Consider the following 21,137-nt stretch of genomic DNA (forward strand, 5'->3'; position numbering starts at 1 on the left):
GGCAGGCGCTGCCGCCCGTGGCCGACAATCGGGCAACCGCGCTTTGCCGCTTTGTTGTCAACCCTCGAAAGGTAGCCCCCCCGCATGGACCAGAACCGCGACGCCCACCCTCCCGCCACCCGCATCGGCATCGTCGGCTACGGCAATCTGGGGCGCGGCGTCGAGGCCGCAATCGCCAAGAACCCCGACATGGCGATCGCCGGCATCTTCACGCGCCGCGACCCCGCGCAGCTCCAGCCGCTGGGCGCAAGCGTTCCGGTGCACGGCATGGACAGCCTGTTGCGCCACAAGGGCGCTATCGACGTGCTGGTGCTGTGCGGTGGTTCCAAGGACGACCTGCCCTGGCAAAGCCCCGAGCTGGCCGCGCATTTCAACCTGGTGGACAGCTTCGACACCCATGCGCGCATCCCCGGGCATTTCGCCGCCGTGGACGCCGCGGCCCAGACCGGCCAGACCACCGCACTGATCTCGGCCGGCTGGGACCCGGGCCTGTTCTCCATCAACCGCGTGATGGGCGAGGCCCTGCTGCCCGACGGGGCCACCTACACTTTTTGGGGCAAGGGCCTGAGCCAGGGCCACTCCGACGCGGTGCGCCGCGTGCCCGGCGTGGCGGGTGGCGTGCAGTACACCATCCCCGTGCCCGAGGCAGTGGACAAGGTGCGCAGCGGCGTGCGGCCCGAGCTGTCCACGCGCGAGAAGCACCGGCGCGAGTGCTTCGTGGTGCTGCAGGACGGTGCCGACGCTGACGCGGTGCGCCGGGCCATCGTCGGCATGCCGCACTACTTTGACCAGTACGACACCACGGTGCAGTTCATCAGCGCCGAGGAACTGGCGCGCGACCATGGCGCCATGCCGCACGGCGGGTTCGTGATCCGCAGCGGCAACACCTCGGCGCCCAGCAAGCAAGTCATCGAATACCGACTGCAGCTGGACAGCAACCCCGAGTTCACCGCCAGCGTGCTGGTGGCCTATGCACGCGCGGTGCACCGCATGCACGCGGCGGGTCAGTTCGGTTGCAAGACCGTGCTGGACGTGGCGCCCGCCCTGCTGTCGGCCAAGGGTGCGGCGGAACTGCACGAGCAGTTCCTGTAAGCCCCGCGGGCATCAGGCCAAAACAGCCTCTAGCGCCCGCCCATCAAGCGCAGGTAGCTATCGCAAAAATAGCAATCACATATAACCCCAGCCGGTTCCCGGCGCTGCAGCGTGCGTTAGCGGGGGCATCAGCCCGCCATGAGAAAATCGCGCGTTATTCACAAGACACCACCAGGACACCCGCACCATGGAAGCAGAACGCATCAACCTCATCGGCACCACCCTCGAAGACCTGACCGAGCGGACCCAAGAGCTACGGAGGTATCTTTGACTACGATGCCAAGTTCGAACGCCTGCGCACCGTCAACGCATCGCTAGAAGACCCGGCTGTCTGGAACGACCCCAAGAAGGCCCAGGAGCTCGGCAAGGAAAAGAAGTCGCTCGACGCCGTGGTGCTGACGCTGCAAAAGCTCACCACCGAGCTGGCCGACAACGTCGAGCTCTACGAAATGAGCAAGGAAGAAGGCGACGAGGCGGGCCTGACGACCATCGAGGCCGAGGCCGAGAAGCTGCGCCCGCTCATCGAGGAGCTGGAATTCCGCCGCATGTTCAGCAATGAGGCCGACCCGCTGAACTGCTTCGTGGACATCCAGGCCGGCGCCGGCGGCACCGAGGCCTGCGACTGGGCCAGCATGCTGCTGCGCCAGTACCTGAAGTACGCCGAGCGCAAGGGCTTCAAGGCCACGGTGGAAGAAGAAACTCCGGGCGACGTGGCCGGCATCAAGAGCGCCACGATCAAGATCGAGGGCGAGTACGCCTACGGCCTGCTGCGCACCGAGACCGGCGTGCACCGCCTGGTGCGCAAGTCGCCGTTCGACTCGTCGGGCGGGCGCCACACATCGTTCGCCTCGCTGTTCGTCTACCCCGAGATCGATGACTCCATCGAGATCAACATCAACCCGTCCGACGTGCGCACCGACACCTACCGTGCCTCGGGCGCGGGCGGCCAGCACATCAACAAGACCGATTCGGCCGTCCGTCTGACACACATTCCCACGGGGATCGTGGTGCAGTGCCAGGATGGCCGCAGCCAGCACAGCAACCGCGACGTGGCCTGGCAGCGCCTGCGCTCGCGCCTGTATGACTTCGAAATGCGCAAGCGCATGGAAGAGCAGCAGAAGCTGGAAGACACCAAGACCGACGTGGGCTGGGGCCACCAGATCCGCAGCTACGTGCTGGACAACAGCCGCATCAAGGACCTGCGCACCAACGTCGAAGTCTCCGCCACGCAGAAGGTGCTGGACGGCGACCTGGACGTGTTCATCGAAGCCTCGCTCAAGCAGGGTGTCTAAACAGGGCGTGCAAACGCGCCCGCACAGATTGGAAAGCCCATCGCCATGATGAGAGAAGGACAAGCCATCGCCATCCACCGTGCCGACTACGCGGCCCCCGCGTACTGGATCGACACGGTGGATCTCACCTTTGACCTGGACCCGGCCAAGACCCGCGTGCTGAGCCGCCTGCGCGTGCGCCGCAATGCCGACGTACCCGCGCAGCCGTTGCGCCTGGATGGCGACGAGCTGAACCTGGCGCGCGTGATGGTCAACGGCGCCGGCACCTCGTTCAAGCTGGACGGCGGCCAGCTGGTGCTGGAAAACCTGCCCGAGGGCACCGAGCCCTTCGAGCTGGAGATTTTCACCACCTGCGCGCCCGCCAAGAACACCCAGCTGTCGGGCCTGTACGTGAGCCAGGGCACCTTCTTCACGCAGTGCGAGGCCGAGGGCTTTCGGCGCATCACCTACTTCCTGGACCGCCCCGACGTCATGGCCAGCTACAGCGTGCTGCTGCGCGCCAGCAAGGCCGACTACCCCGTGCTGCTGTCCAACGGCAACCTGGTGGAAAGCGGCGAGCTGGAAGACGGCCGCCACTTCGCCAAGTGGGTGGACCCGCACAAGAAGCCCAGCTACCTGTTCGCCCTGGTGGCCGGCAAGCTGGTCGCGCGCGAGCAGAAGATCAAGAGCCGCGCGGGGCGCGAGCATCTGCTGCAGGTGTACGTGCGCCCGGGCGACCTGGAGAAGACCGAGCACGCCATGAACTCCCTCATGGCCAGCATCGCGTGGGACGAGGCGCGCTTCGGCCTGAGCCTGGACCTGGACCGCTTCATGATCGTCGCCACCAGCGACTTCAACATGGGCGCCATGGAAAACAAGGGCCTGAACATCTTCAACACGAAGTACGTTCTGGCCAGCCAGGCCACGGCGACGGACGTGGACTTCGCCAACATCGAGTCCGTGGTGGGCCACGAGTACTTCCACAACTGGACAGGCAACCGCGTCACCTGCCGCGACTGGTTCCAGCTGTCGCTCAAGGAAGGCCTCACCGTCTTTCGCGACCAGGAATTCAGCATGGACATGGCGGGCAGCCCGTCCGCGCGCGCCGTCAAGCGCATCGAGGACGTGCGCGTGCTGCGCACCGTGCAGTTCCCCGAAGACGCCGGCCCCATGGCCCACCCCGTGCGGCCTGACAGCTACGTCGAGATCAACAACTTCTACACCGTCACCATCTACGAAAAGGGTGCCGAGGTGGTGCGCATGCAGCACAACCTCGTGGGCCGCGAAGGCTTCGCGCACGGCATGAAGCTCTACTTCGAACGCCATGACGGCCAGGCCGTGACCTGCGACGACTTCGCCCAGGCGATTGCCGACGCCAACCCTGGCAGCGAACTGAGCGAGCGCCTGGACCAGTTCAAGCGCTGGTATTCGCAGGCAGGCACACCGCGCGTCAAGGCCGCGGGAAGCTACGACGCAGCCGCGCAGACTTACACGCTCACGCTCTCTCAAAGCTGCCCCCCCACCCCGGGCCAGCCGGAAAAGCTGCCCTTCGTGATCCCCGTCGCGCTGGGCCTCGTCGGTGCGGACGGCACACCGCTGCCGCTGCAACTGCAGGGCGAGGCCGCACCCGGCGCGCCCGACCGCACCGTGGTGCTGACCGAGTCCACCATGACGCTCACCTTCGTCAACGTGGCGAGCGAACCCGTGCCCTCGCTGCTGCGCGGCTTCAGCGCGCCGGTGATTCTGGAATGTGACTACACGGACGCGCAGCTGCTCACGCTGCTGGCCCACGACACCGACGCGTTCAACCGCTGGGAGGCCGGCCAGCGCCTGCTGCTGCGCATTGCTATCAATGCAATAGCTGCCAGCGCTGACCTGGCAAGCGCTGGAGGCCAAAATCTCTTGAATCCCCGGGTCGTGCAGGCCATGCGCGACGTGCTGCGCCATCCGCAGTTGGACGCTGCCTTCAAGGACCTGGTGCTCACGCTGCCATCGGAGAGCTACATCGCCGAGCAGCTCGACGTGGTCGATCCGCAGCGCGTGCACGCCGTACGCGAAGCGCTGCGCATGGAGCTGGCTACCGCGCTACGCGAGGACTGGATCTGGGCCTGGGAAACGCACCACGCCACTGGAGCCTACCGTCCCGACGTCGCCAGCAGCGCCCGGCGTGCCCTGGCCGGCACGGCGCTGTCCATGCTGTGCCTGGCCGCGCGACAAATTGGCGACACGGTCTGGCCCGGCAAGACCTACCAGCGCTTCAAGGACGCAGGCAACATGACGGACCGCTTCAACGCGCTGTCCGCCCTGGTCAGCAGCGGCCACGAGCTTGCCAAGCCCGCGCTGGCACGCTTCCATCAGCTCTTCAGGGACGACGCGCTGGTCATCGACAAGTGGTTCGCCCTGCAGGCCAGCGCCCCGGACCGTGGCGGCGACGTGCTGCCCGCCGTGCGCCAGCTCATGAAGCACCCGGACTTCCAGCTCAAGAACCCCAACCGCGCGCGCAGCGTGATCTTCAGTTACTGCAATGGCAACCCCGGGGGCTTTCACCGCACCGACGCCGCCGGCTACGTCTTCTGGGCCGACCGCGTGCTGGAGCTGGACAGTCTCAACCCCCAGGTGGCCGCCCGCCTGGCGCGTGCGCTGGACCGCTGGAAGAAGCTCGCCGAGCCTTACCGCACGGCCGCCCACGAAGCCATCTCCCGCGTGGCCGCCAAGTCCGACCTCTCCAACGACGTGCGCGAAGTCGTCACCCGCGCCCTTGCCGATTAAGAAAGGCCTCCATGACCGAACGTATCAGCCTCACCCGCTACCTTGTCGAGCAGCAGCGCGTCCATGGCCGCATCCCCCCGCAGCTGCGCCTGCTGGTGGAGGTGGTTGCGCGCGCCTGCAAGCGCATCAGCTTCGCCGTGAACAAGGGCGATCTCGGCGACGTGATGGGCACCGCCGGAACCGAGAACGTTCAGGGTGAGGTTCAAAAGAAGCTGGACATCATTGCCAACGAGGTGTTGATCGAAGCCAACGAATGGGGCGGGCATCTGGCTGCGATGGCGTCCGAGGAAATGGATGGGATCTATGTGGTGCCCAACCGCTTTCCCCAGGGCGAGTACCTGCTGATGTTCGACCCCCTGGACGGTTCGTCCAACATCGACGTCAACGTCAGCATTGGCACCATCTTCTCGGTGCTGCACAAGCACCATGACGATCCCACCACCGACGAACCCGTCACCGAAGCCGACTTCTTGCAACCCGGCCACCAGCAGGTCGCCGCGGGCTACTGCATCTATGGTCCGCAGACCACGCTGGTACTCACCGTGGGCGACGGCGTGGCCATGTTCACGCTGGACCGCGAACAGGGCTCCTTCGTGCTCACGCGCGAGAACATCCGTATTCCCGAAGACACCAAGGAATTCGCGATCAACATGAGCAACATGCGCCACTGGGATGCGCCCGTGCGCCGCTACATCGACGAATGCCTGCAGGGCAAGGAAGGCCCGCGCGGCAAGGACTTCAACATGCGCTGGATCGCCAGCATGGTCGCCGACGTGCACCGCATCCTGATGCGCGGCGGCATCTTCATGTACCCCTGGGACAAGCGCGAGCCAAACAAGCCCGGCAAGCTGCGCCTGATGTATGAGGCCAACCCCATGGGCTGGCTGGTCGAGCAGGCCGGCGGCGCCGCCACCAACGGCCGCCAGCGCATCCTGGACATCCAGCCCGCCCAGTTGCACGAACGCGTGAGCGTGATCCTGGGCTCAAAGAATGAGGTCGATCGCGTGACAAGTTACCACTCCGGTATATAATTTGAGTCTTCGCCGGAGTAGCTCAGTCGGTAGAGCAGCTCATTCGTAATGAGAAGGTCGCGTGTTCGATTCATGTCTCCGGCACCACAATGAAAGCCCCTGATTTGCAAGAGTCAGGGGCTTTTGCTTTGGCGGAGTGCATGGGAAGTCCGCCGCTCTCGGAGAGTTGGACCATCCGTTGCGGCTTCTCTGCCATTCACCCTCCGCAGCGCAAAGCCGACTTAAAGACCCCTTCGACCTCTAGCGAGCATCCAGCAAGCGCTGACCGCTATATTTTTTGCATCGCCGACAATCCAGAGTTCCTGAATCCGGACCCTGCCATGCTCCTTGCGACGCACTTCGCACTGTTGGCCCTCCGACGCTGGGCCTGGCTACTGGCCGTAGCTGCTTGTGTAGTAGCAGCAAACGCGCAGCCGGCTGCTGCCCTGGAGTCGCCCTCCTCCGCGGACCCGGCGGCGCACTCGCCCACGCTGGCGCAGCATTACCACCCGGGCATGATGGTCGCGGACTATTGGGTGAGCGAAAAATACGACGGTGTACGCGCCCTCTGGACCGGTCAGCAACTGATCAGCCGGCAGGGCCTGCCCATCCGGGCGCCAGCGTGGTTCACCGCCGGCTGGCCGCCGGTACCGATGGATGGCGAACTGTGGGCCGGCCGCGGCCAGTTTGCCGCCGCGCAGGCGGCCGTGGCGCAGGCCACGCCCGACGATGCCCGGTGGCGCGCGCTGCGGTACATGGTGTTCGACCTGCCGCGCGCGCCGGGCGGTTTCGGCGAACGCCTGCCCCTGCTGCGCCGCACCGTGGCCCATCTGGACCAGCCGTGGGTCCAGCCTGCCGCGCAGTGGCGGGTGTCCAGCCACACGGAACTGATGACGCAGTTGCACCGGCTGGAGAAGGCCGGCGCCGAGGGACTGATGCTGCGCCGAGACGACGCGCCCTACCGTGGCGGGCGCAGCGATGATCTGCTCAAGCTCAAGACCTTCGAGGACGCGGAAGCCGTGGTGGTAGGGCACGTGCCCGGACGCGGTAAATACGCGGGCCAGACCGGCGCGCTGCTGGTGGCGCTGCCCGACGGCCGGCGCCTGCGCTTGGGCAGCGGCCTGCCGGATGCGGTGCGGCGCAATCCACCGCCGGTGGGCACCGTGGTGACCTACCGCTTCAACGGCACCCACGCAAGCGGCTTGCCGCGGTTTGCGCGCTTCTGGCGAGTGCGCGCCCACGCGCCCTCCGCGGCCAACGCAGCCGCTGCCGGCGGGCAGGCCAGTCTGGAGCCCGGCCCAGCAAGAAACAGAGGTAAATGAGGCTCTAGCACACACCCAGCAGGCGCTGCCAGCTATCAAAACAAAAGCAAAAGGGGCGGTCGCCCGCCCCTTTTTAGCCCGCCCCTCCTGCGAGAGGCGCTGCCGGCACTTCAGATGGTGCGGCCAAACGGGCCGTCGCTGCCCACCTGCACCAGCGACTCAGGGTCGTTGGCGCGGGGCTTGCGGCTGCCGCCCGTGCCCTGCGCCACGCAGTCGGCGTAATAACGCACGTTGCCGTTGTCGTCCTCGATCTCCACAAGGCCGTGGATGTCGGTCTCGAAGCCCGGGCAGAGCTTGGAGAACTCGCGCGAGAACTTGAGGTAGTCCACGATCTTCTTGTTGAACACCTCGCCGGGAATCAGCAGCGGAATGCCCGGCGGGTACGGCGTGATCAGGCTGGTGGTGATGCGGCCTTCCAGGTGGTCGATCTCCACGCGCTCGGTCTTGCGCTGCGCGATGTGGGCATAGGCGTCGCTGGGCTTCATGGCCGGCGTGAGGTCCGAGAGGTACATCTCGGTCGTCAGGCGGGCGATGTCGTACTTGGCGTACAGCTGGTGCACATGCTGGCAGAGATCCTTCAGGCCCATGCGCTCGTAGCGCTTATGCTGCTGGCAGAACTCGGGAAGGATGCGCCACATGGGCTGGTTTTTCTCGTAGTCGTCCTTGAACTGCTGCAGCGCGGCCAGCAGCGTATTCCAGCGGCCCTTGGTGATGCCGATGGTGAACATGATGAAAAACGAGTACAGGCCCGTCTTCTCCACCACCACGCCGTGCTCGGACAGGTATTTGGTGACGATGCTGGCCGGAATGCCGGTCTTGTCGAACTTACCGTCCAGGTTCAGGCCGGGCGTGACGATGGTGGACTTGATCGGGTCCAGCATGTTGAAGCCGTCGGCCAGCGCGCCGAAGCCATGCCACTTGCTCGGGCCGTTCTTCTTGCCCTTGGCGTCGCCGCGGATGATCCAGTCGTCTGCGCGGCCCACACCCTCGTCGGCGAGCTTGTCGGGGCCCCAGACCTTGAACCACCAGTCGTCCTTGCCGAACTCGCCCTCCACCTTGCGCATGGCGCGGCGAAAGTCCAGCGCTTCGACCAGGCTTTCCTCCACCAGGGCGGTGCCGCCGGGCGGCTCCATCATGGCCGCAGCCACGTCGCAGCTGGCGATGATGCTGTACTGCGGGCTGGTCGAGGTGTGCATCAGGTACGCCTCGTTGAACAGGTGACGGTCCAGCTTGGTCGTTTGGCTGTCCTGCACCAGCACATGGCTGGCCTGGCTGATGCCGGCCAGCAGCTTGTGGATGGACTGCGTGGCGTACACCACCGACTGCTTGGGCCGCGCGCGCTTCTTGCCCATGGCGTGGTAGCTGCCGTAGAACGGGTGGAAGGCCGCGTGCGGCAACCAGGCCTCGTCGAAGTGCAGGTTCTCGACGTAGCCGTCGAGCATGCCCTTGATGGTCTCGGTGTTGTAGAGCACGCCGTCGTAGGTCGACTGCGTGAGGGTCAGCACGCGCGGCTTGACCTTCTTGGGGTCCACGCCCTTGAGCAGCGGGTTGGCCTTGATCTTCGCCTGGATGGTCGCGGGCTCGAATTCGCTTTGCGGAATGGGCCCGATGATGCCGAAGTGGTTGCGCGTGGGTTTCAGGAACACGGGGATCGCCCCGGTCATGATGATGCTGTGCAGGATGGACTTGTGGCAGTTGCGGTCCACCACCACCACGTCGCCCGGCGCCACGGTGTGGTGCCACACCATCTTGTTGGACGTGGACGTGCCGTTGGTCACGAAGAAGCAGTGGTCGGCGTTGAAGATGCGCGCGGCGTTGCGCTCGCTCTCGCCGATGGCGCCGTTGTGGTCCAGCAGCTGGCCCAGTTCTTCCACGGCATTGCAGACGTCCGCGCGCAGCATGTTCTCACCATAGAACTGGTGGTACATCTGGCCCACGGGGCTCTTGAGGAACGCCACGCCGCCCGAGTGGCCCGGGCAGTGCCAGCTGTAGGAGCCGTCTTCCGCGTAATCCAGCAGCGCCTTGAAGAATGGCGGCTGCACGCCCTCCAGGTAGCTCTTGGCCTCGCGGATGATGTGCTTGGCCACGAACTCGGGCGTGTCCTCGAACATGTGGATGAAGCCGTGCAGCTCGCGCAGGATGTCGTTGGGCAGGTGGCGCGCGGTCTTGGTCTCGCCGTGCACGTAGATCGGCACGTCGGCGTTCTTGCGGCGTACCTCTTCGATGAAGGCGCGCAGGCTGTGCACGATGGGATCCTGGCCCGTGCCCAGCGTGAATTCCTCGTCGTCGATCGACAGGATGAACGCGCTGGCGCGGCTTTGCTGCTGGGCGAACTGCGACAGGTCGCCGTAGCTGGTCACGCCCAGGACCTCGAACCCTTCCGCCTCGATGGCCTGCGCCAGCGCCCGGATCCCCAGGCCGGAGGTGTTCTCTGAACGATAGTCCTCGTCGATGATGACGATGGGAAAGCGAAATTTCATGCGCTGCCTCCGATGACCGGGCCAAAAAAACGAAAGAGGCGCGCAGTGTAAGGAATATGCGTGCTATCCCTATGAACACCGCAGCATTTCGCCCAGAATCCATCGACCTGGAAACAACACCGCGCCGCCCGCCAGCGCGCACCCGACAGAGAGGGAAGGAGAAAACACACATGAATCTGGACGCATCGACGCTCTGGTGGCTCATGGCCGGGGTGGCCGTGGTGGCCGAGCTGCTCACCGGCACCTTTTACCTGCTGATGCTGGCCGTGGGCCTGGCGGCCGGCGCACTCGCGGCCCACGCGGGCCTGGGCAACACGGCGCAGATCCTGGTGAGCGCACTGGTCGGGGCCGGCACCGTGCTGGGGGCCTACGTCAGGCGCCGCAGCCGGCCGGGCGAGCCGTCCGCGCGGGCCGACCGCAGCGTGAACCTGGACGTGGGCGAGACGGTGTTCATCGACGCCTGGCAGCCCGACGGCACGGCCGTCGTGAAGTACCGCGGCGCGAGCTGGACCGCCATCCACCGCCCGGGCATCACGCCCGCCACTGGCCCGCACCGCGTGGCCGAACTGGTGGGCAACCGCCTGCTGGTGGATCCGCTGTAGTCATCCGGAACCGGGGGCGGCCTCGCTACCATCCGCCCTGCCCTTCACCGCCGCACGCGGCACAGAAAGAAAAACCTCATGGAAATCGCCATCATCCTCTTCGTCATCGCGGTGATCTTCATCGCGCGCGCCGTCAAGATCGTGCCGCAGCAGCATGCCTGGGTGAAGGAGCGCCTGGGCAAGTACGCCGGCACGCTCACGCCGGGGCCGAAGTTCATCATCCCCTTCGTCGACCGCATCGCCTACAAGCACAGCCTGAAGGAAATCCCCCTGGACGTGCCCAGCCAGGTCTGCATCACCAAGGACAACACCCAACTGCAGGTGGACGGCATCCTGTACTTTCAGGTGACCGACCCCATGCGCGCCAGCTACGGTTCGTCCAACTACATCACCGCCATCTCGCAGCTGGCCCAGACCACGCTGCGCAGCGTGATCGGCAAGCTGGAGCTGGACAAGACGTTCGAAGAGCGCGACATGATCAACGCCCAGGTGGTGCAGGCCATCGACGAAGCGGCGCTGAATTGGGGCGTGAAGGTGCTGCGCTACGAGATCAAGGACCTGACGCCACCCGCCGAGATCCTGCGCGCCATGCAGGCCCAGATCACCGCCGAGCGTGAAAAGCGCGCGTTGATTGCCGCTTCGGAAGGCCGCCGCCAGGAACAGATCAACATCGCCACCGGCGAGCGTGAGGCCTTCATCGCCCGCTCCGAGGGCGAAAAGCAAGCCGCCATCAACAACGCCCAGGGCGAGGCCGCCGCCATCACCGCCGTGGCCGACGCCACCGCCCAGGCCATCGAGCGCATTGCCGCCGCCATCCGCCAGCCGGGCGGCGAGCAGGCCGTGCAACTCAAGGTCGCCGAAAAGGCCGTGGAGGCGTATGGCAAGGTGGCCGCGGACGCCACCACCACGCTCATCGTGCCCAGCAACATGACCGAGGTATCCGCACTCGTCAGCTCGGCCATGAAGATGATCCAGACGCAGCAGCGCAGCTGACCCAACGCTTTCACTCTTCTTTTTATAGCTACCAGCGCTCGCCCCACAAGCGCTGGAGCCACTTTTCGCTTAGAACTTCGCATGAATTCCCCCGTAGCCCCCTTCTTCACGGCCCGCGTGGGCGACGACGGCACCCAGTGCGATGCCTGGCCCGAGCAGCCGCTGCTGCTGTCGCTGGAGCAAGGCGGTATCGACTGGCCCAGCTCCTGCCGCAACGGCACCTGCCGCACCTGCATCGGCGTGCTGGCGGAGGGCGAGGTGCGCTACGCCATCGACTGGCCGGGCCTGACGGCAGAAGAAAAGGCCGAGGGCTGCGTGCTGCCCTGCGTGGCCTATCCCGTGGGCGACGTGAAGCTGGAGGCCCCCGCCATCTGAGCCCTGTGCCGCGCTCCGCGCACCGGTACGGTTGAGACAGCGCAACCTGCGGCCCGCTTGCCCCCACCTGCGGCAGACTTACCGCGGCGGCGCGCGGACAACGGCCCGGCGGCGCGACTAGAATTGGCCGCTTCGGGACCGCGCGTCCCTCCTCCGTGCGGCAGGGGCCGCATCGCCGTTCTTTGGGGGCACGCCCGTTGCCCGCCCGCCGGGGAACGCATACCGCCCCGGCCCGCATGGCCCATCCGAAAGCCCTGCATGACCACCCCCCTCACGCCCGCGCCCATCTCGCCCGTCCAGGACATCGTGGCCGAGTTGCGCGCCGGCCGCATCGTGATCCTCGTCGATGAGGAAGACCGCGAGAACGAAGGCGACCTCGTGATCGCCGCGGACCATGTCACGCCCGAGGCCATCAACTTCATGGCGCGCTTCGGCCGCGGCCTGATCTGCCTGACCCTCACGCGCGAACGCTGCGAGCGCCTGCGCCTGCCGCCCATGGTGGCGCGCAACGGCACCAAGATGGGCACCGCCTTCACCGTCTCCATCGAGGCGGCCGAGGGCGTGACCACCGGCATCAGCGCTGCCGACCGCGCGCGCACCGTGCAGGCCGCCGTGGCCGCCAACGCCCAGGCTGCCGACCTGGTGCAGCCCGGCCACATCTTCCCGCTGCAGGCGGTGGATGGCGGCGTGCTCATGCGCGCCGGCCACACCGAGGCCGGCTGCGACCTGGCCGCCATGGCCGGCTGCAGCCCCTCCTCCGTGATCTGCGAGGTGATGAAGGACGACGGCACCATGGCCCGCCTGCCGGACCTGCAGCTGTTCGCGGCCGAGCACGGCATCAAGATCGGCACGATCGCCGACCTGATCGAATACCGCAGCCGCACCGAGTCGCTGGTGCACAAAGTGGCTTCGCGCCAGATCACCACGGCGTTCGGCGAGTTCACGATGCACGCCTTCCGCGACGAGCCGAGCCAGGCCGTGCACCTGGCCCTGGTCAAGGGCCAGTGGGACGCCGCAGAGAGCGTGCCCGTGCGCGTGCACGAGCCCTTGTCGGTGCTGGACCTGCTGGAAGTGGGCCGCGGCATGCACTCGTGGAGCCTGGACGCCAGCCTGCAATACATCCACCTCCACGGCCAGGGCGTGGCCGTGCTGCTGAACTGCGGCGAGAGTGCCGAGCAACTGCTGGAGCAGTTCGAAGGCACGGCCCGCGCCGCCCAGGCGCCCGAGCGCGGTCGCATGGACCTGCGCACCTACGGCGTGGGCGCCCAGATCCTGCGCGAAGTGGGCGTGGCCAAGATGCAGCTCATGGGCCAGCCGCGCCGCATGCCCAGCATGGTGGGCTACGGACTCGAAATCACCGGCTACATCCCCAAGGAATAAGACATGTTTGGCGCAGACAAAGGAACCGCAGACAAGCTCGATGGCAAGAAGCTGCACATCGGCATCGTGCAGGCCCGCTTCAACGAGAACATCACCAACACCCTCGCCGCGGCCTGCCGTGCAGAGCTGCTGCGCCTGGGCGTGCAGGAAAAGCACATCCGCCACGTGCTGGTGCCCGGCGCGCTGGAAGTGCCCGTGGCGCTGCAGGCCATGGCCGAGCGCGACGAGTACGATGCGCTGATCGCGCTGGGCTGCATCATCCGCGGCGAGACCTACCACTTCGAGCTGGTGGCCAACGAGTCCGGCGCGGGCGTGACACGCCTGGCACTGGACTACCAGGTGCCGATCGCCAACGCCATCATCACCACCGAGAACCTGGAACAGGCCCTTGCCCGCCAGACCGAAAAGGGCGTGGACGCGGCCCGCGTGGCCGTGGAAATGGCCAACTTGCTGGAGGAGCTGTCGTGACCGATTCCACCCACCCCACGCCATCCGCGCGGCCGCCGCGCCAGCCGCGCACCGGCACCACCGGCACGGGCGCGCGCAAGGCCGGCTCCAAGTCGGGCCGCAGCCGCGCGCGCGAGTTCGCCCTGCAGGCGCTCTACCAGCACCTGGTAGGAGGCAACGACGCCACCGCCATCGACGTGTTCACGCGCGACCTGTCGGGCTTTCACAAGGCCGACGCTGCGCACTACGACGCGCTCCTGCACGGCTGCATCACCACCGCCCAGTACATGGACGAGCTGATCGCACCGCAGCTGGACCGCAAGATGAGCGAGATCTCGCCCATCGAGCATGCGGTGATGTGGATCGGCGTGTACGAATTCCAACATTGCCAGGACGTGCCCTGGCGCGTGGTCATCAACGAGTGCATCGAGCTGGCCAAGGAGTTCGGCGGCACCGACGGCCACAAGTACGTCAACGGCGTGCTCAACGGCCTGGCGCCGCAATTGCGCGCCACCGAGGTCGCGGCCGACAAGGCCGCCGCCCGCGGCTGAAGGCCCCGCCCTCTTGCGCCGCTTCGCATTGTTCGTTCCCTCAGCGCACCCGCCGCTGGCCTCAGCCGGCGGGTGCCTGCACGTTGCATCGCCATGAAGTTTTCCACCCGCGCCGAGCGCATCGAACCCTTTTACGTGATGGAAGTGGCCAAGGCCGCCCAGGCCCTGGCGCGCGAGGTCGCCGGCACCCGCGAGCCGATGATCTTCCTGAACATCGGCGAGCCCGACTTCACCGCGCCCCCGCTGGTGGTGGAGGCGGCCGACCGCGCGGTGCGCAGTGGGGTCACGCAGTACACCAACGCCCTGGGCCTGGAGGCGCTGCGCGAGCGCATCAGCGGCTGGTATGCCGAGCGCTTTGGCGTCGATGTGCCGGCGCGGCGCATCGTGGTCACGGCCGGCGCATCGGCCGCGCTGCAGCTGGCCTGCCTGGCGCTGATCGACGCGGGCGACGAGGTCCTGATGCCCGACCCCAGCTACCCCTGCAACCGCCACTTCGTGAGCGCGGCGGAAGGCAAAGCGGTGCTGATCCCCACCACGGCCGAGGAGCGCTTCCAGCTCAGCGCCGCCAAGGTCGAGGCCGCATGGGGTACCAAGACACGCGGCGTGCTGCTGGCATCGCCCTCCAACCCCACGGGCACCTCGATTGCGCCGGACGAACTGCGCCGCATCCACGATGTGGTGCGCGGCAAGGGTGGGCTCACGATCATCGACGAGATCTACCTCGGCCTGTCGTATGACGACGCCTTCGGCCAGACGGCGCTGGCGCTGGGCGAGGACATCATCAGCATCAACAGCTTCAGCAAGTACTTCAACATGACCGGCTGGCGCCTGGGCTGGATGGTGGTGCCCGAGGCCATGGTGCCCGTGGTGGAGCGTCTGGCACAGAACCTGTTCATCTGCGCCAGCACGGTGTCGCAGCATGCGGCGCTGGCCTGCTTCGAGCCGGACAGCATCGCCGAGTACGAACGCCGCCGCGCAGAGTTCAAGGCGCGGCGAGACTACTTCATCCCCGCACTCGATGCACTGGGCCTCACGGTGCCGGTGCAGCCCGATGGCGCCTTCTACGCCTGGGCCGACTGCACGCAGGCCGCCGAGCGCCTGGGCGTCGCCGGCAGCTGGGACTTCGCCTACGAGCTGATGCGCCGTGCCCACCTGGCCATCACGCCGGGGCGCGACTTCGGCACGGCCGACACCCAACGCTTCGTGCGCTTTTCCACGGCCAACTCCATGGCGCAGTTGCAGGAAGCGGTGGCGCGCCTGCAGCGCCTGATCGGCTGACCCCTCCAGGCGTGCCAGCATGGCTTTCGAGTGGCCCGTTCGCATTTACTGGGAAGACACCGATGCCGGCGGCATCGTGTTCTATGCCAACTATCTCAAGTTCTTCGAGCGCGCGCGCACCGAGTGGCTGCGCTCGCGGGACCTGGGCCAGCAACGATTGCGGGAACTCACGGGCGGCATGTTTGTCGTAACCGACGCACGCCTGCGCTACCTGCGCCCCGCCCGCCTGGACGATGAACTGATTGTTACCGCCAGCCTGCGCGAAGGGGGCCGCGCTTCGCTCACAATCGAGCAGCAGGCGCTCTTGAAACCAGAGCAGATGATCCCCGACTCTCCCCCCGCACTGCTGTGCGAAGGCACCATCCGCATTGGCTGGGTGGATGCCGCCACCATGCGCCCTGCACGCATTCCGGGGTCCCTTTTGGAACGACTCTCCTCATCATGAATTCCCAAGACATGTCCATCTTGAGCCTGGTGCTCAATGCCAGCTGGGTGGTGCAGCTGGTGATGCTGCTGCTGCTCGCGGTTTCCGTGGCCAGCTGGGCCGCCATCTTCCGCAAGCTGTTCGCACTCAAGCGCGTGAAGGCCCTGAACGAAGACTTCGAGCGCGACTTCTGGTCGGGCACCAGCCTGAATGACCTGTACGCCAGCGCCACGCACAACGCAAAGAGCGCGGGCCCGATGGAGCGCATCTTCGCCAGCGGCATGCGCGAATACCAAAAGCTGCGGGAACGCCGCATCAGCGACCCCGGCACACTGCTGGACGGCGCGCGCCGCGCCATGCGCGCGAGCTTCCAGCGCGAGATGGACGTGATCGAGTCCAGCCTCTCGTTCCTCGGCTCGGTGGCCTCGGTGTCGCCCTATGTGGGCCTGTTCGGCACCGTGTGGGGGATCATGCACGCCTTTACCGGTTTCGCCGGCATGGAGCAGGTAACGCTCGCCACGGTGGCGCCCGGCATCGCCGAAGCGCTGGTGGCCACCGCCATCGGCCTGTTCGCCGCCATTCCCGCCGTGATTGCGTACAACCGCTTCGCACGCGACATCGACCGCGTGGCGACGCACCAGGAGACCTTCATCGAGGAGTTCTCCAACATCCTGCAGCGCAACCTGGGCGCACACCCCGCGTCCCCCTCGGGGCATTGAGATGAAGGACATCCCCCTGAGCCGCTGCGCGGCTTCCCCCTTCTCTCGCAGCGCTACGCACTGCGGGAAAGGGGATCGATTGCTCAGCGCGGCGGGACGGCCCTTGCGCGGCGTCTGCTGGCATCGGACACGTCCGTTTTATCCACAGCGCGCACTGCTCAGCGCAATGGAGAACTGAAATGCCTGCCATGGCCTCACGCAGCGGCACCCGCCGCCGCTCCATGAACGAAATCAACATGGTGCCGTTCATCGACGTGATGCTGGTGCTGCTCATCATCTTCATGGTGACCGCGCCCATGCTCACGCCCAGTTCGGTGAACGTGCCTTCCGTGGGCAAAGGCGCCAAGGTGCCCAAGACGCGCGCGGACGTCATCGTCGACAAGGACGGCAGCATCCGCTTCAAGGCCGACGGCAACGAACGCACCGTGCCGCTGCAAAGCCTGGGCGCCACCGCCAAGAACTGGCTCAAGGACCAGCCAGAGGACACACCCGTGCTCATCAGCGCCGACAAGAACGTGTCGTACGACGCGGTGATGAAGGCCATGTCTGCGCTGCAACAGGCGGGCGTGGCACGCGTCGCCCTGGCGGTGAAGAGCGGCGGCTGACGAGAACTTTCACACGATCTAATGCACGCCACGAACGACCGCGACCAGTTTGCCCCGCCCCGCCCGCCCGGACGCATGCGGGCCATCGCCCTGGCGGTACTCGCCCATGCCGCGCTGATTGGCGCGCTGACCTGGGGCGTGAACTGGAAGAGCAGTTCCGACCAACCGGCGGTGGAGGCCGAACTCTGGTCCGCCGTCCCCCAGCAAGCGGCGCCGCGCGCCGTGGAGGCGCCCCCACCCCCTGCTCCGGCCCCTACCCCCGCACCTGAGCCCGCGCCCGCACCGCCGCCTCCACCGCCACCACCGCGTCCGGAGCAAGCCGACACGCGCGAGGCCGACATCGCCCTGCAGCAGCAGAAGAAGCGCCTGGAAGAAGAAAAGAAAAAGCGCGAACAGCAACTGGAGCGCGAGAAGCGCGAACGCGAGCGCAAGGAAGAAGAGCGCCGCGAGCGGCTGGAGCAGGAAAAGAAGGAACGCCTACTGGCGCAGCAGAAGGCCGAGCGCGAGAAAGCCGAACGCGAAAAGGCCGAGAAGGAGAAGGCCGCCAAGGCCGAGCAGGACAAACAGAAGAAGCTGGCCGAGGACAAGCGCCGCAAGGCCGAGGAAGCCCGTGAAGCCAAAGAGGCCGAGGCGCGCCGCCAGGAGAACCTGCGCCGCATGCAGGGGCTGGCAGGCGCGACGGGCGGCGAGACCGCCACGGGCACCGCGCAGCGCAGCTCCGGCCCCTCGGGCAGCTACGGTGGCAAGGTGGCCGCCAAGGTGCGCCCCAACATCGTCTATCCCGACACCATCTCGGGCAACCCGCGCGCCGAGGTCGAGGTGCGCGCCGCTCCGGACGGCACCATCGTCGGCGCGCGCATCACCCAGTCCAGCGGCAACAAGGCGTGGGACGACGCGGTGATTCGTGCGCTGCACCGCACGGAAACCCTGCCGCGCGACGTGGACGGCCGCGTGCCGTCGTCCCTGGTGATCGGCTTCCGCCCGCGCGACTGAAGCAAAAAAGAGAGCTGCCTGCGCTTGTCCCTCAATGGTTTCAAATTGAAAACACCGTGAAACCTATTTGAGTCAAGCGCCGGCAGCTATCATTTTCGATAACAACCGACAGCCAATCGAACTCAGCTGCGCTGCTCGATGAGGCGATTGATACGCAACGCGCCGAGTGTGCAGACCACGCCCGACAGCAGATACAGCGTCACCGCCCCCAGCCCGAAACGTGCCGACAGCCCCAAGGCCACCAACGGCGCGAAGGCCGCGCCGATCAGCCAGGCCAGGTCGGACGACAGTGCCGCCCCGGTGTAGCGGTGCTGGGTGGAGAAGTTGGCCGTCACCGTGCCCGATGCCTGGCCGTACGACAGGCCCAGCAGCACGAAGCCCAGCAGCAGGAACACCGTGCCGCCCACCGCGCCACCGCCCAGCAGCCAGGGCGTGGCCAGGCTGAACAGGCCAATCAGCACGGCCATGGAGCCCAGCAGGTTGCGCCGGCCCATGCGGTCGGCCAACCGCCCCGACACCACCACCGCGCCGATGGCCAGGAATGCGCCGGCGATCTGCACGCACAGCACCTCGGCCATGGAGCGGTCGGAGAACAGGGCGAACCACGACAGCGGGAACACCGTCACCACGTGAAAGAGTGCGAAGCTGGCCAGTGCCGCAAAGGCGCCCAGCACCACATTGCTCCCCTCTTCGCGCATCACGCGGGCCACGCCCACGGGCTCCAGTTCCTTCTCTTGCAGCAATTCGGCATAGGACTGCCCCACCACCAGGCGCAGCCGCGCAAACAGCGCCACCACGTTGATCGCAAAGGCCACGCAGAACGGGTAGCGCCAGCCCCAGGCCAGGAATTCTTCGCTGGAGAGGCTGCCGTACAGGTAGGCGAACAACCCGGCGGCCAATGCAAACCCCACGGGCGCGCCCAGTTGCCCCACCATGGAATACCAGCCCCGGCGCTCCGGCGGTGCGGCCATCGCCAGCAGCGACGGCAGCCCGTCCCAGGAGCCGCCCAGCGCCAGCCCCTGGCCGAAGCGCAGCACCGCCAGCGCCCCAGCGGCTGCCAGCCCCGCCACCTGGTAGCTGGGCAGGAAAGCCATGCTCACCGTACAGCCGCCCAGCAGGAACAGCGCCAGCGTCAGCTTGGTGCCGCGCCCCCAGCGCCGCTGCACGGCCATGGAGATGGCGGTGCCCAGCGGCCGGGCGATGAAGGCGATGGCAAAGATGGCAAAGGCCATGAGCGTGCCGTCCAGCCGCGACATGAAGGGGAACAACAGCGACGGGAAGACCAGCACGCAGGCGATCCCGAATACGAAGAAGTCGAAATACTCCGACGCGCGCCCGATGATCACGCCCACGGCGATCTCGCCCGGGGTGACGTCTTCGTCGGTGTGCGCGCGCGACAGCGATGCCGCGCTCTCGGGGCCGTAAACGGGGTATGCGACGGAACCGCTACTCATGACCGTACTCCTTGGCTTTGCAGACACAGCTCCGTTCTACACGCAAGCCCCGCGGTCAACAAGTACGCTTACACTGACGTCCCGCGCGGGAAAACCCTCACGCCCAGTCGGCCATCCGCGCCGCCATGGTCGCGCCCGCAGGCCGCATACGGCCTGCCATCACGCCATAAGCTTGACCCTGGACAAAATGTCCAATCGACAAATGCGCTAGGCGTATTACATTCGTCTCCGTCCAGTAATTCGCGTTTACACCTAGCGCCGCGCCCGCCCGCGCGACGCAAGGCCGTGCACGCTTTTTGACACGCCTAGCAATGCTCCAACTGAAGAAACTCCGCGGGCCCACCTGGCTCGCCGCGGCTTTGGCCGCAGCCAGCCTGGCTGGTTGCAGCAAGGCCGTTGTATTGAACCCGGCGGGTGATATCGCTGCCCAGCAGGGCAACCTGGTGGTGACTGCCACGGTGCTGATGCTGATCGTCATCGTGCCGGTGATCCTGCTGACGCTGCTGTTCGCCTGGAAGTACCGCCAGGGCAACACCGACGCCGAGTACGACCCCGACTGGCACCACTCCACCTCGCTGGAGCTGGTGATCTGGAGCGTGCCGCTGATGATCATCATTGCCCTGGGCGCGCTGACCTGGATCGCTACCCACAAGCTGGACCCCTACCGCCCCCTGGACCGCATCGACGCCCAGCGCGCGCTGGCCGCCGACGTCAAACCGCTGGAAGTGCAGGTGGTGGCCATGGACTGGAAGTGGCTGTTCTTCTACCCCGAGCAGGGCATTGCCACGGTGAACGAGGTGGCCGCGCCTGTGGACCGCCCGATCCTGTTCAAGCTCACCGCCACATCCACCATGAACGCGTTCTACGTGCCCGACCTGGCCGGCATGATCTACGCCATGCCTGGCATGCAGACCGAGCTGAACGCCATCATCAACAAGCCCGGCGTGTTCCATGGCCTTGCCTCGCACTACAGCGGCCCCGGCTTCTCCGGCATGACCTTCAAGTTCCACGGCCTGAGCGATGCCGAGTTCGCCCAGTGGGTGGACAAGGCCAAGACCGAAGGCAAGCCCCTGGACAAGACCACCTACCTGCAACTGGCCAAGCCCAGCCAGCGCGACCCCGTGCAGCGCTTTTCTACCGTGGAAACGGGCTTGTACGGCAAGGTGCTCAACCGCTGCGTGGAAGACGGGCAGATGTGCATGCACGACATGATGGCTATCGACGCGCTCGGCGGCGAAGCCTTCGTCAAAGCCAACGGTCTGACGCTGCCACAGGACGTATGCACCGCCGGCAACGCGCCACAGATCCTGGCCGCGCTGCAACCCGCAGCCGCCCTCCCCGAGGCCACCACCCAACAGTGAATTTGACGGAC

19 protein-coding genes and 1 tRNA gene are annotated in these 21,137 nt (G+C 66.5%); 18 read left to right on the plus strand and 2 right to left on the minus strand.

Going from position 1 to position 21,137, the window contains the following annotated elements:
- The first annotated feature begins 84 nt into the window (after positions 1–84).
- The 6 genes from K2L43_RS11715 to K2L43_RS11740 all read left to right on the plus strand — a co-directional run bounded on the left by K2L43_RS11715 (position 85) and on the right by K2L43_RS11740 (position 7,464).
- Positions 85–1,092, plus strand: a complete 1,008-nt coding sequence (locus K2L43_RS11715; RefSeq protein WP_220637607.1) for a diaminopimelate dehydrogenase — start codon at positions 85–87, stop codon at positions 1,090–1,092.
- Between the two features lie 187 nt (positions 1,093–1,279).
- Positions 1,280–2,384 (plus strand): peptide chain release factor 2 gene (gene prfB / locus K2L43_RS11720; RefSeq protein WP_103738429.1). Its coding sequence is split into 2 segments (ribosomal slippage): positions 1,280–1,360 and positions 1,362–2,384, totalling 1,104 coding nucleotides; the frame shifts between segments, so codons are not numbered across the junction.
- A 48-nt stretch (positions 2,385–2,432) separates the two neighbouring features.
- On the plus strand, positions 2,433–5,132 hold the full coding sequence (pepN, locus tag K2L43_RS11725) for an aminopeptidase N (RefSeq protein WP_220638997.1): 2,700 nt from the start codon (positions 2,433–2,435) through the stop codon (positions 5,130–5,132).
- Between the two features lie 11 nt (positions 5,133–5,143).
- Entirely contained in the window at positions 5,144–6,163 is a 1,020-nt protein-coding gene (locus tag K2L43_RS11730; protein ID WP_015913677.1) for a class 1 fructose-bisphosphatase, read from the plus strand.
- An 11-nt stretch (positions 6,164–6,174) separates the two neighbouring features.
- Positions 6,175–6,250, plus strand: a tRNA-Thr gene (locus K2L43_RS11735).
- Positions 6,251–6,483: 233 nt separating this feature from the next.
- The gene (locus K2L43_RS11740) at positions 6,484–7,464 is read left to right on the plus strand and encodes a DNA ligase (protein WP_220637608.1); all 981 of its coding nucleotides are present in this window, start codon (positions 6,484–6,486) and stop codon (positions 7,462–7,464) included.
- Between the two features lie 110 nt (positions 7,465–7,574).
- Here the strand turns inward: K2L43_RS11740 and K2L43_RS11745 are convergent, their stop codons facing one another.
- Positions 7,575–9,944, minus strand: coding sequence for an arginine/lysine/ornithine decarboxylase (locus K2L43_RS11745; protein ID WP_220637609.1), 2,370 nt, complete (start codon positions 9,942–9,944; stop codon positions 7,575–7,577).
- A gap of 170 nt (positions 9,945–10,114) precedes the next feature.
- Between K2L43_RS11745 and K2L43_RS11750 the strand changes: the two genes are divergently transcribed.
- The 11 genes from K2L43_RS11750 to tolA all read left to right on the plus strand — a co-directional run bounded on the left by K2L43_RS11750 (position 10,115) and on the right by tolA (position 18,311).
- Complete coding sequence (locus K2L43_RS11750) at positions 10,115–10,546, plus strand: NfeD family protein (protein WP_103738433.1); 432 nt, start codon at positions 10,115–10,117, stop codon at positions 10,544–10,546.
- Between the two features lie 78 nt (positions 10,547–10,624).
- Positions 10,625–11,539, plus strand: coding sequence for an SPFH domain-containing protein (locus K2L43_RS11755; RefSeq protein WP_011805920.1), 915 nt, complete (start codon positions 10,625–10,627; stop codon positions 11,537–11,539).
- Positions 11,540–11,620: 81 nt separating this feature from the next.
- Positions 11,621–11,914: a 2Fe-2S iron-sulfur cluster binding domain-containing protein gene (locus K2L43_RS11760; RefSeq protein WP_135148413.1), complete on the plus strand. Its 294-nt coding sequence runs from the start codon at positions 11,621–11,623 to the stop codon at positions 11,912–11,914.
- Positions 11,915–12,172: 258 nt separating this feature from the next.
- On the plus strand, positions 12,173–13,294 hold the full coding sequence (gene ribBA / locus K2L43_RS11765; protein WP_172207265.1) for a bifunctional 3,4-dihydroxy-2-butanone-4-phosphate synthase/GTP cyclohydrolase II: 1,122 nt from the start codon (positions 12,173–12,175) through the stop codon (positions 13,292–13,294).
- 3 nt (positions 13,295–13,297) lie between these two features.
- Positions 13,298–13,762: a 6,7-dimethyl-8-ribityllumazine synthase gene (gene ribH / locus K2L43_RS11770; protein ID WP_011805923.1), complete on the plus strand. Its 465-nt coding sequence runs from the start codon at positions 13,298–13,300 to the stop codon at positions 13,760–13,762.
- Positions 13,759–14,292, plus strand: a complete 534-nt coding sequence (nusB, locus tag K2L43_RS11775; protein WP_011805924.1) for a transcription antitermination factor NusB — start codon at positions 13,759–13,761, stop codon at positions 14,290–14,292. Before ribH ends, nusB begins: the two co-directional genes overlap by 4 nt.
- A gap of 93 nt (positions 14,293–14,385) precedes the next feature.
- Positions 14,386–15,570, plus strand: a complete 1,185-nt coding sequence (locus tag K2L43_RS11780; protein WP_220637610.1) for a pyridoxal phosphate-dependent aminotransferase — start codon at positions 14,386–14,388, stop codon at positions 15,568–15,570.
- Positions 15,571–15,589: 19 nt separating this feature from the next.
- Complete coding sequence (locus K2L43_RS11785) at positions 15,590–16,015, plus strand: YbgC/FadM family acyl-CoA thioesterase (RefSeq protein ID WP_011805926.1); 426 nt, start codon at positions 15,590–15,592, stop codon at positions 16,013–16,015.
- Complete coding sequence (gene tolQ / locus K2L43_RS11790) at positions 16,012–16,713, plus strand: protein TolQ (protein WP_011805927.1); 702 nt, start codon at positions 16,012–16,014, stop codon at positions 16,711–16,713. The genes K2L43_RS11785 and tolQ overlap by 4 nt, the downstream gene beginning before the upstream one ends.
- 179 nt (positions 16,714–16,892) lie before the next feature.
- A complete protein-coding gene (locus K2L43_RS11795) occupies positions 16,893–17,318 on the plus strand; it encodes a biopolymer transporter ExbD (protein ID WP_220637611.1) in 426 nt (141 codons plus the stop codon).
- 21 nt (positions 17,319–17,339) lie between these two features.
- Positions 17,340–18,311 (plus strand): cell envelope integrity protein TolA, encoded by a 972-nt coding sequence (gene tolA / locus K2L43_RS11800; RefSeq protein WP_220637612.1) that lies wholly within the window; start codon positions 17,340–17,342, stop codon positions 18,309–18,311.
- A 122-nt stretch (positions 18,312–18,433) separates the two neighbouring features.
- Here the strand turns inward: tolA and K2L43_RS11805 are convergent, their stop codons facing one another.
- Entirely contained in the window at positions 18,434–19,765 is a 1,332-nt protein-coding gene (locus K2L43_RS11805) for an MFS transporter (protein ID WP_220637613.1), read from the minus strand.
- 311 nt (positions 19,766–20,076) lie between these two features.
- Between K2L43_RS11805 and cyoA the strand changes: the two genes are divergently transcribed.
- On the plus strand, positions 20,077–21,126 hold the full coding sequence (gene cyoA, locus K2L43_RS11810) for a ubiquinol oxidase subunit II (protein WP_103738438.1): 1,050 nt from the start codon (positions 20,077–20,079) through the stop codon (positions 21,124–21,126).
- Positions 21,127–21,137: the final 11 nt, after the last annotated feature.

Source organism: Diaphorobacter sp. MNS-0, from assembly GCF_019602835.1.
Classification (GTDB): domain Bacteria; phylum Pseudomonadota; class Gammaproteobacteria; order Burkholderiales; family Burkholderiaceae_C; genus Diaphorobacter; species Diaphorobacter nitroreducens.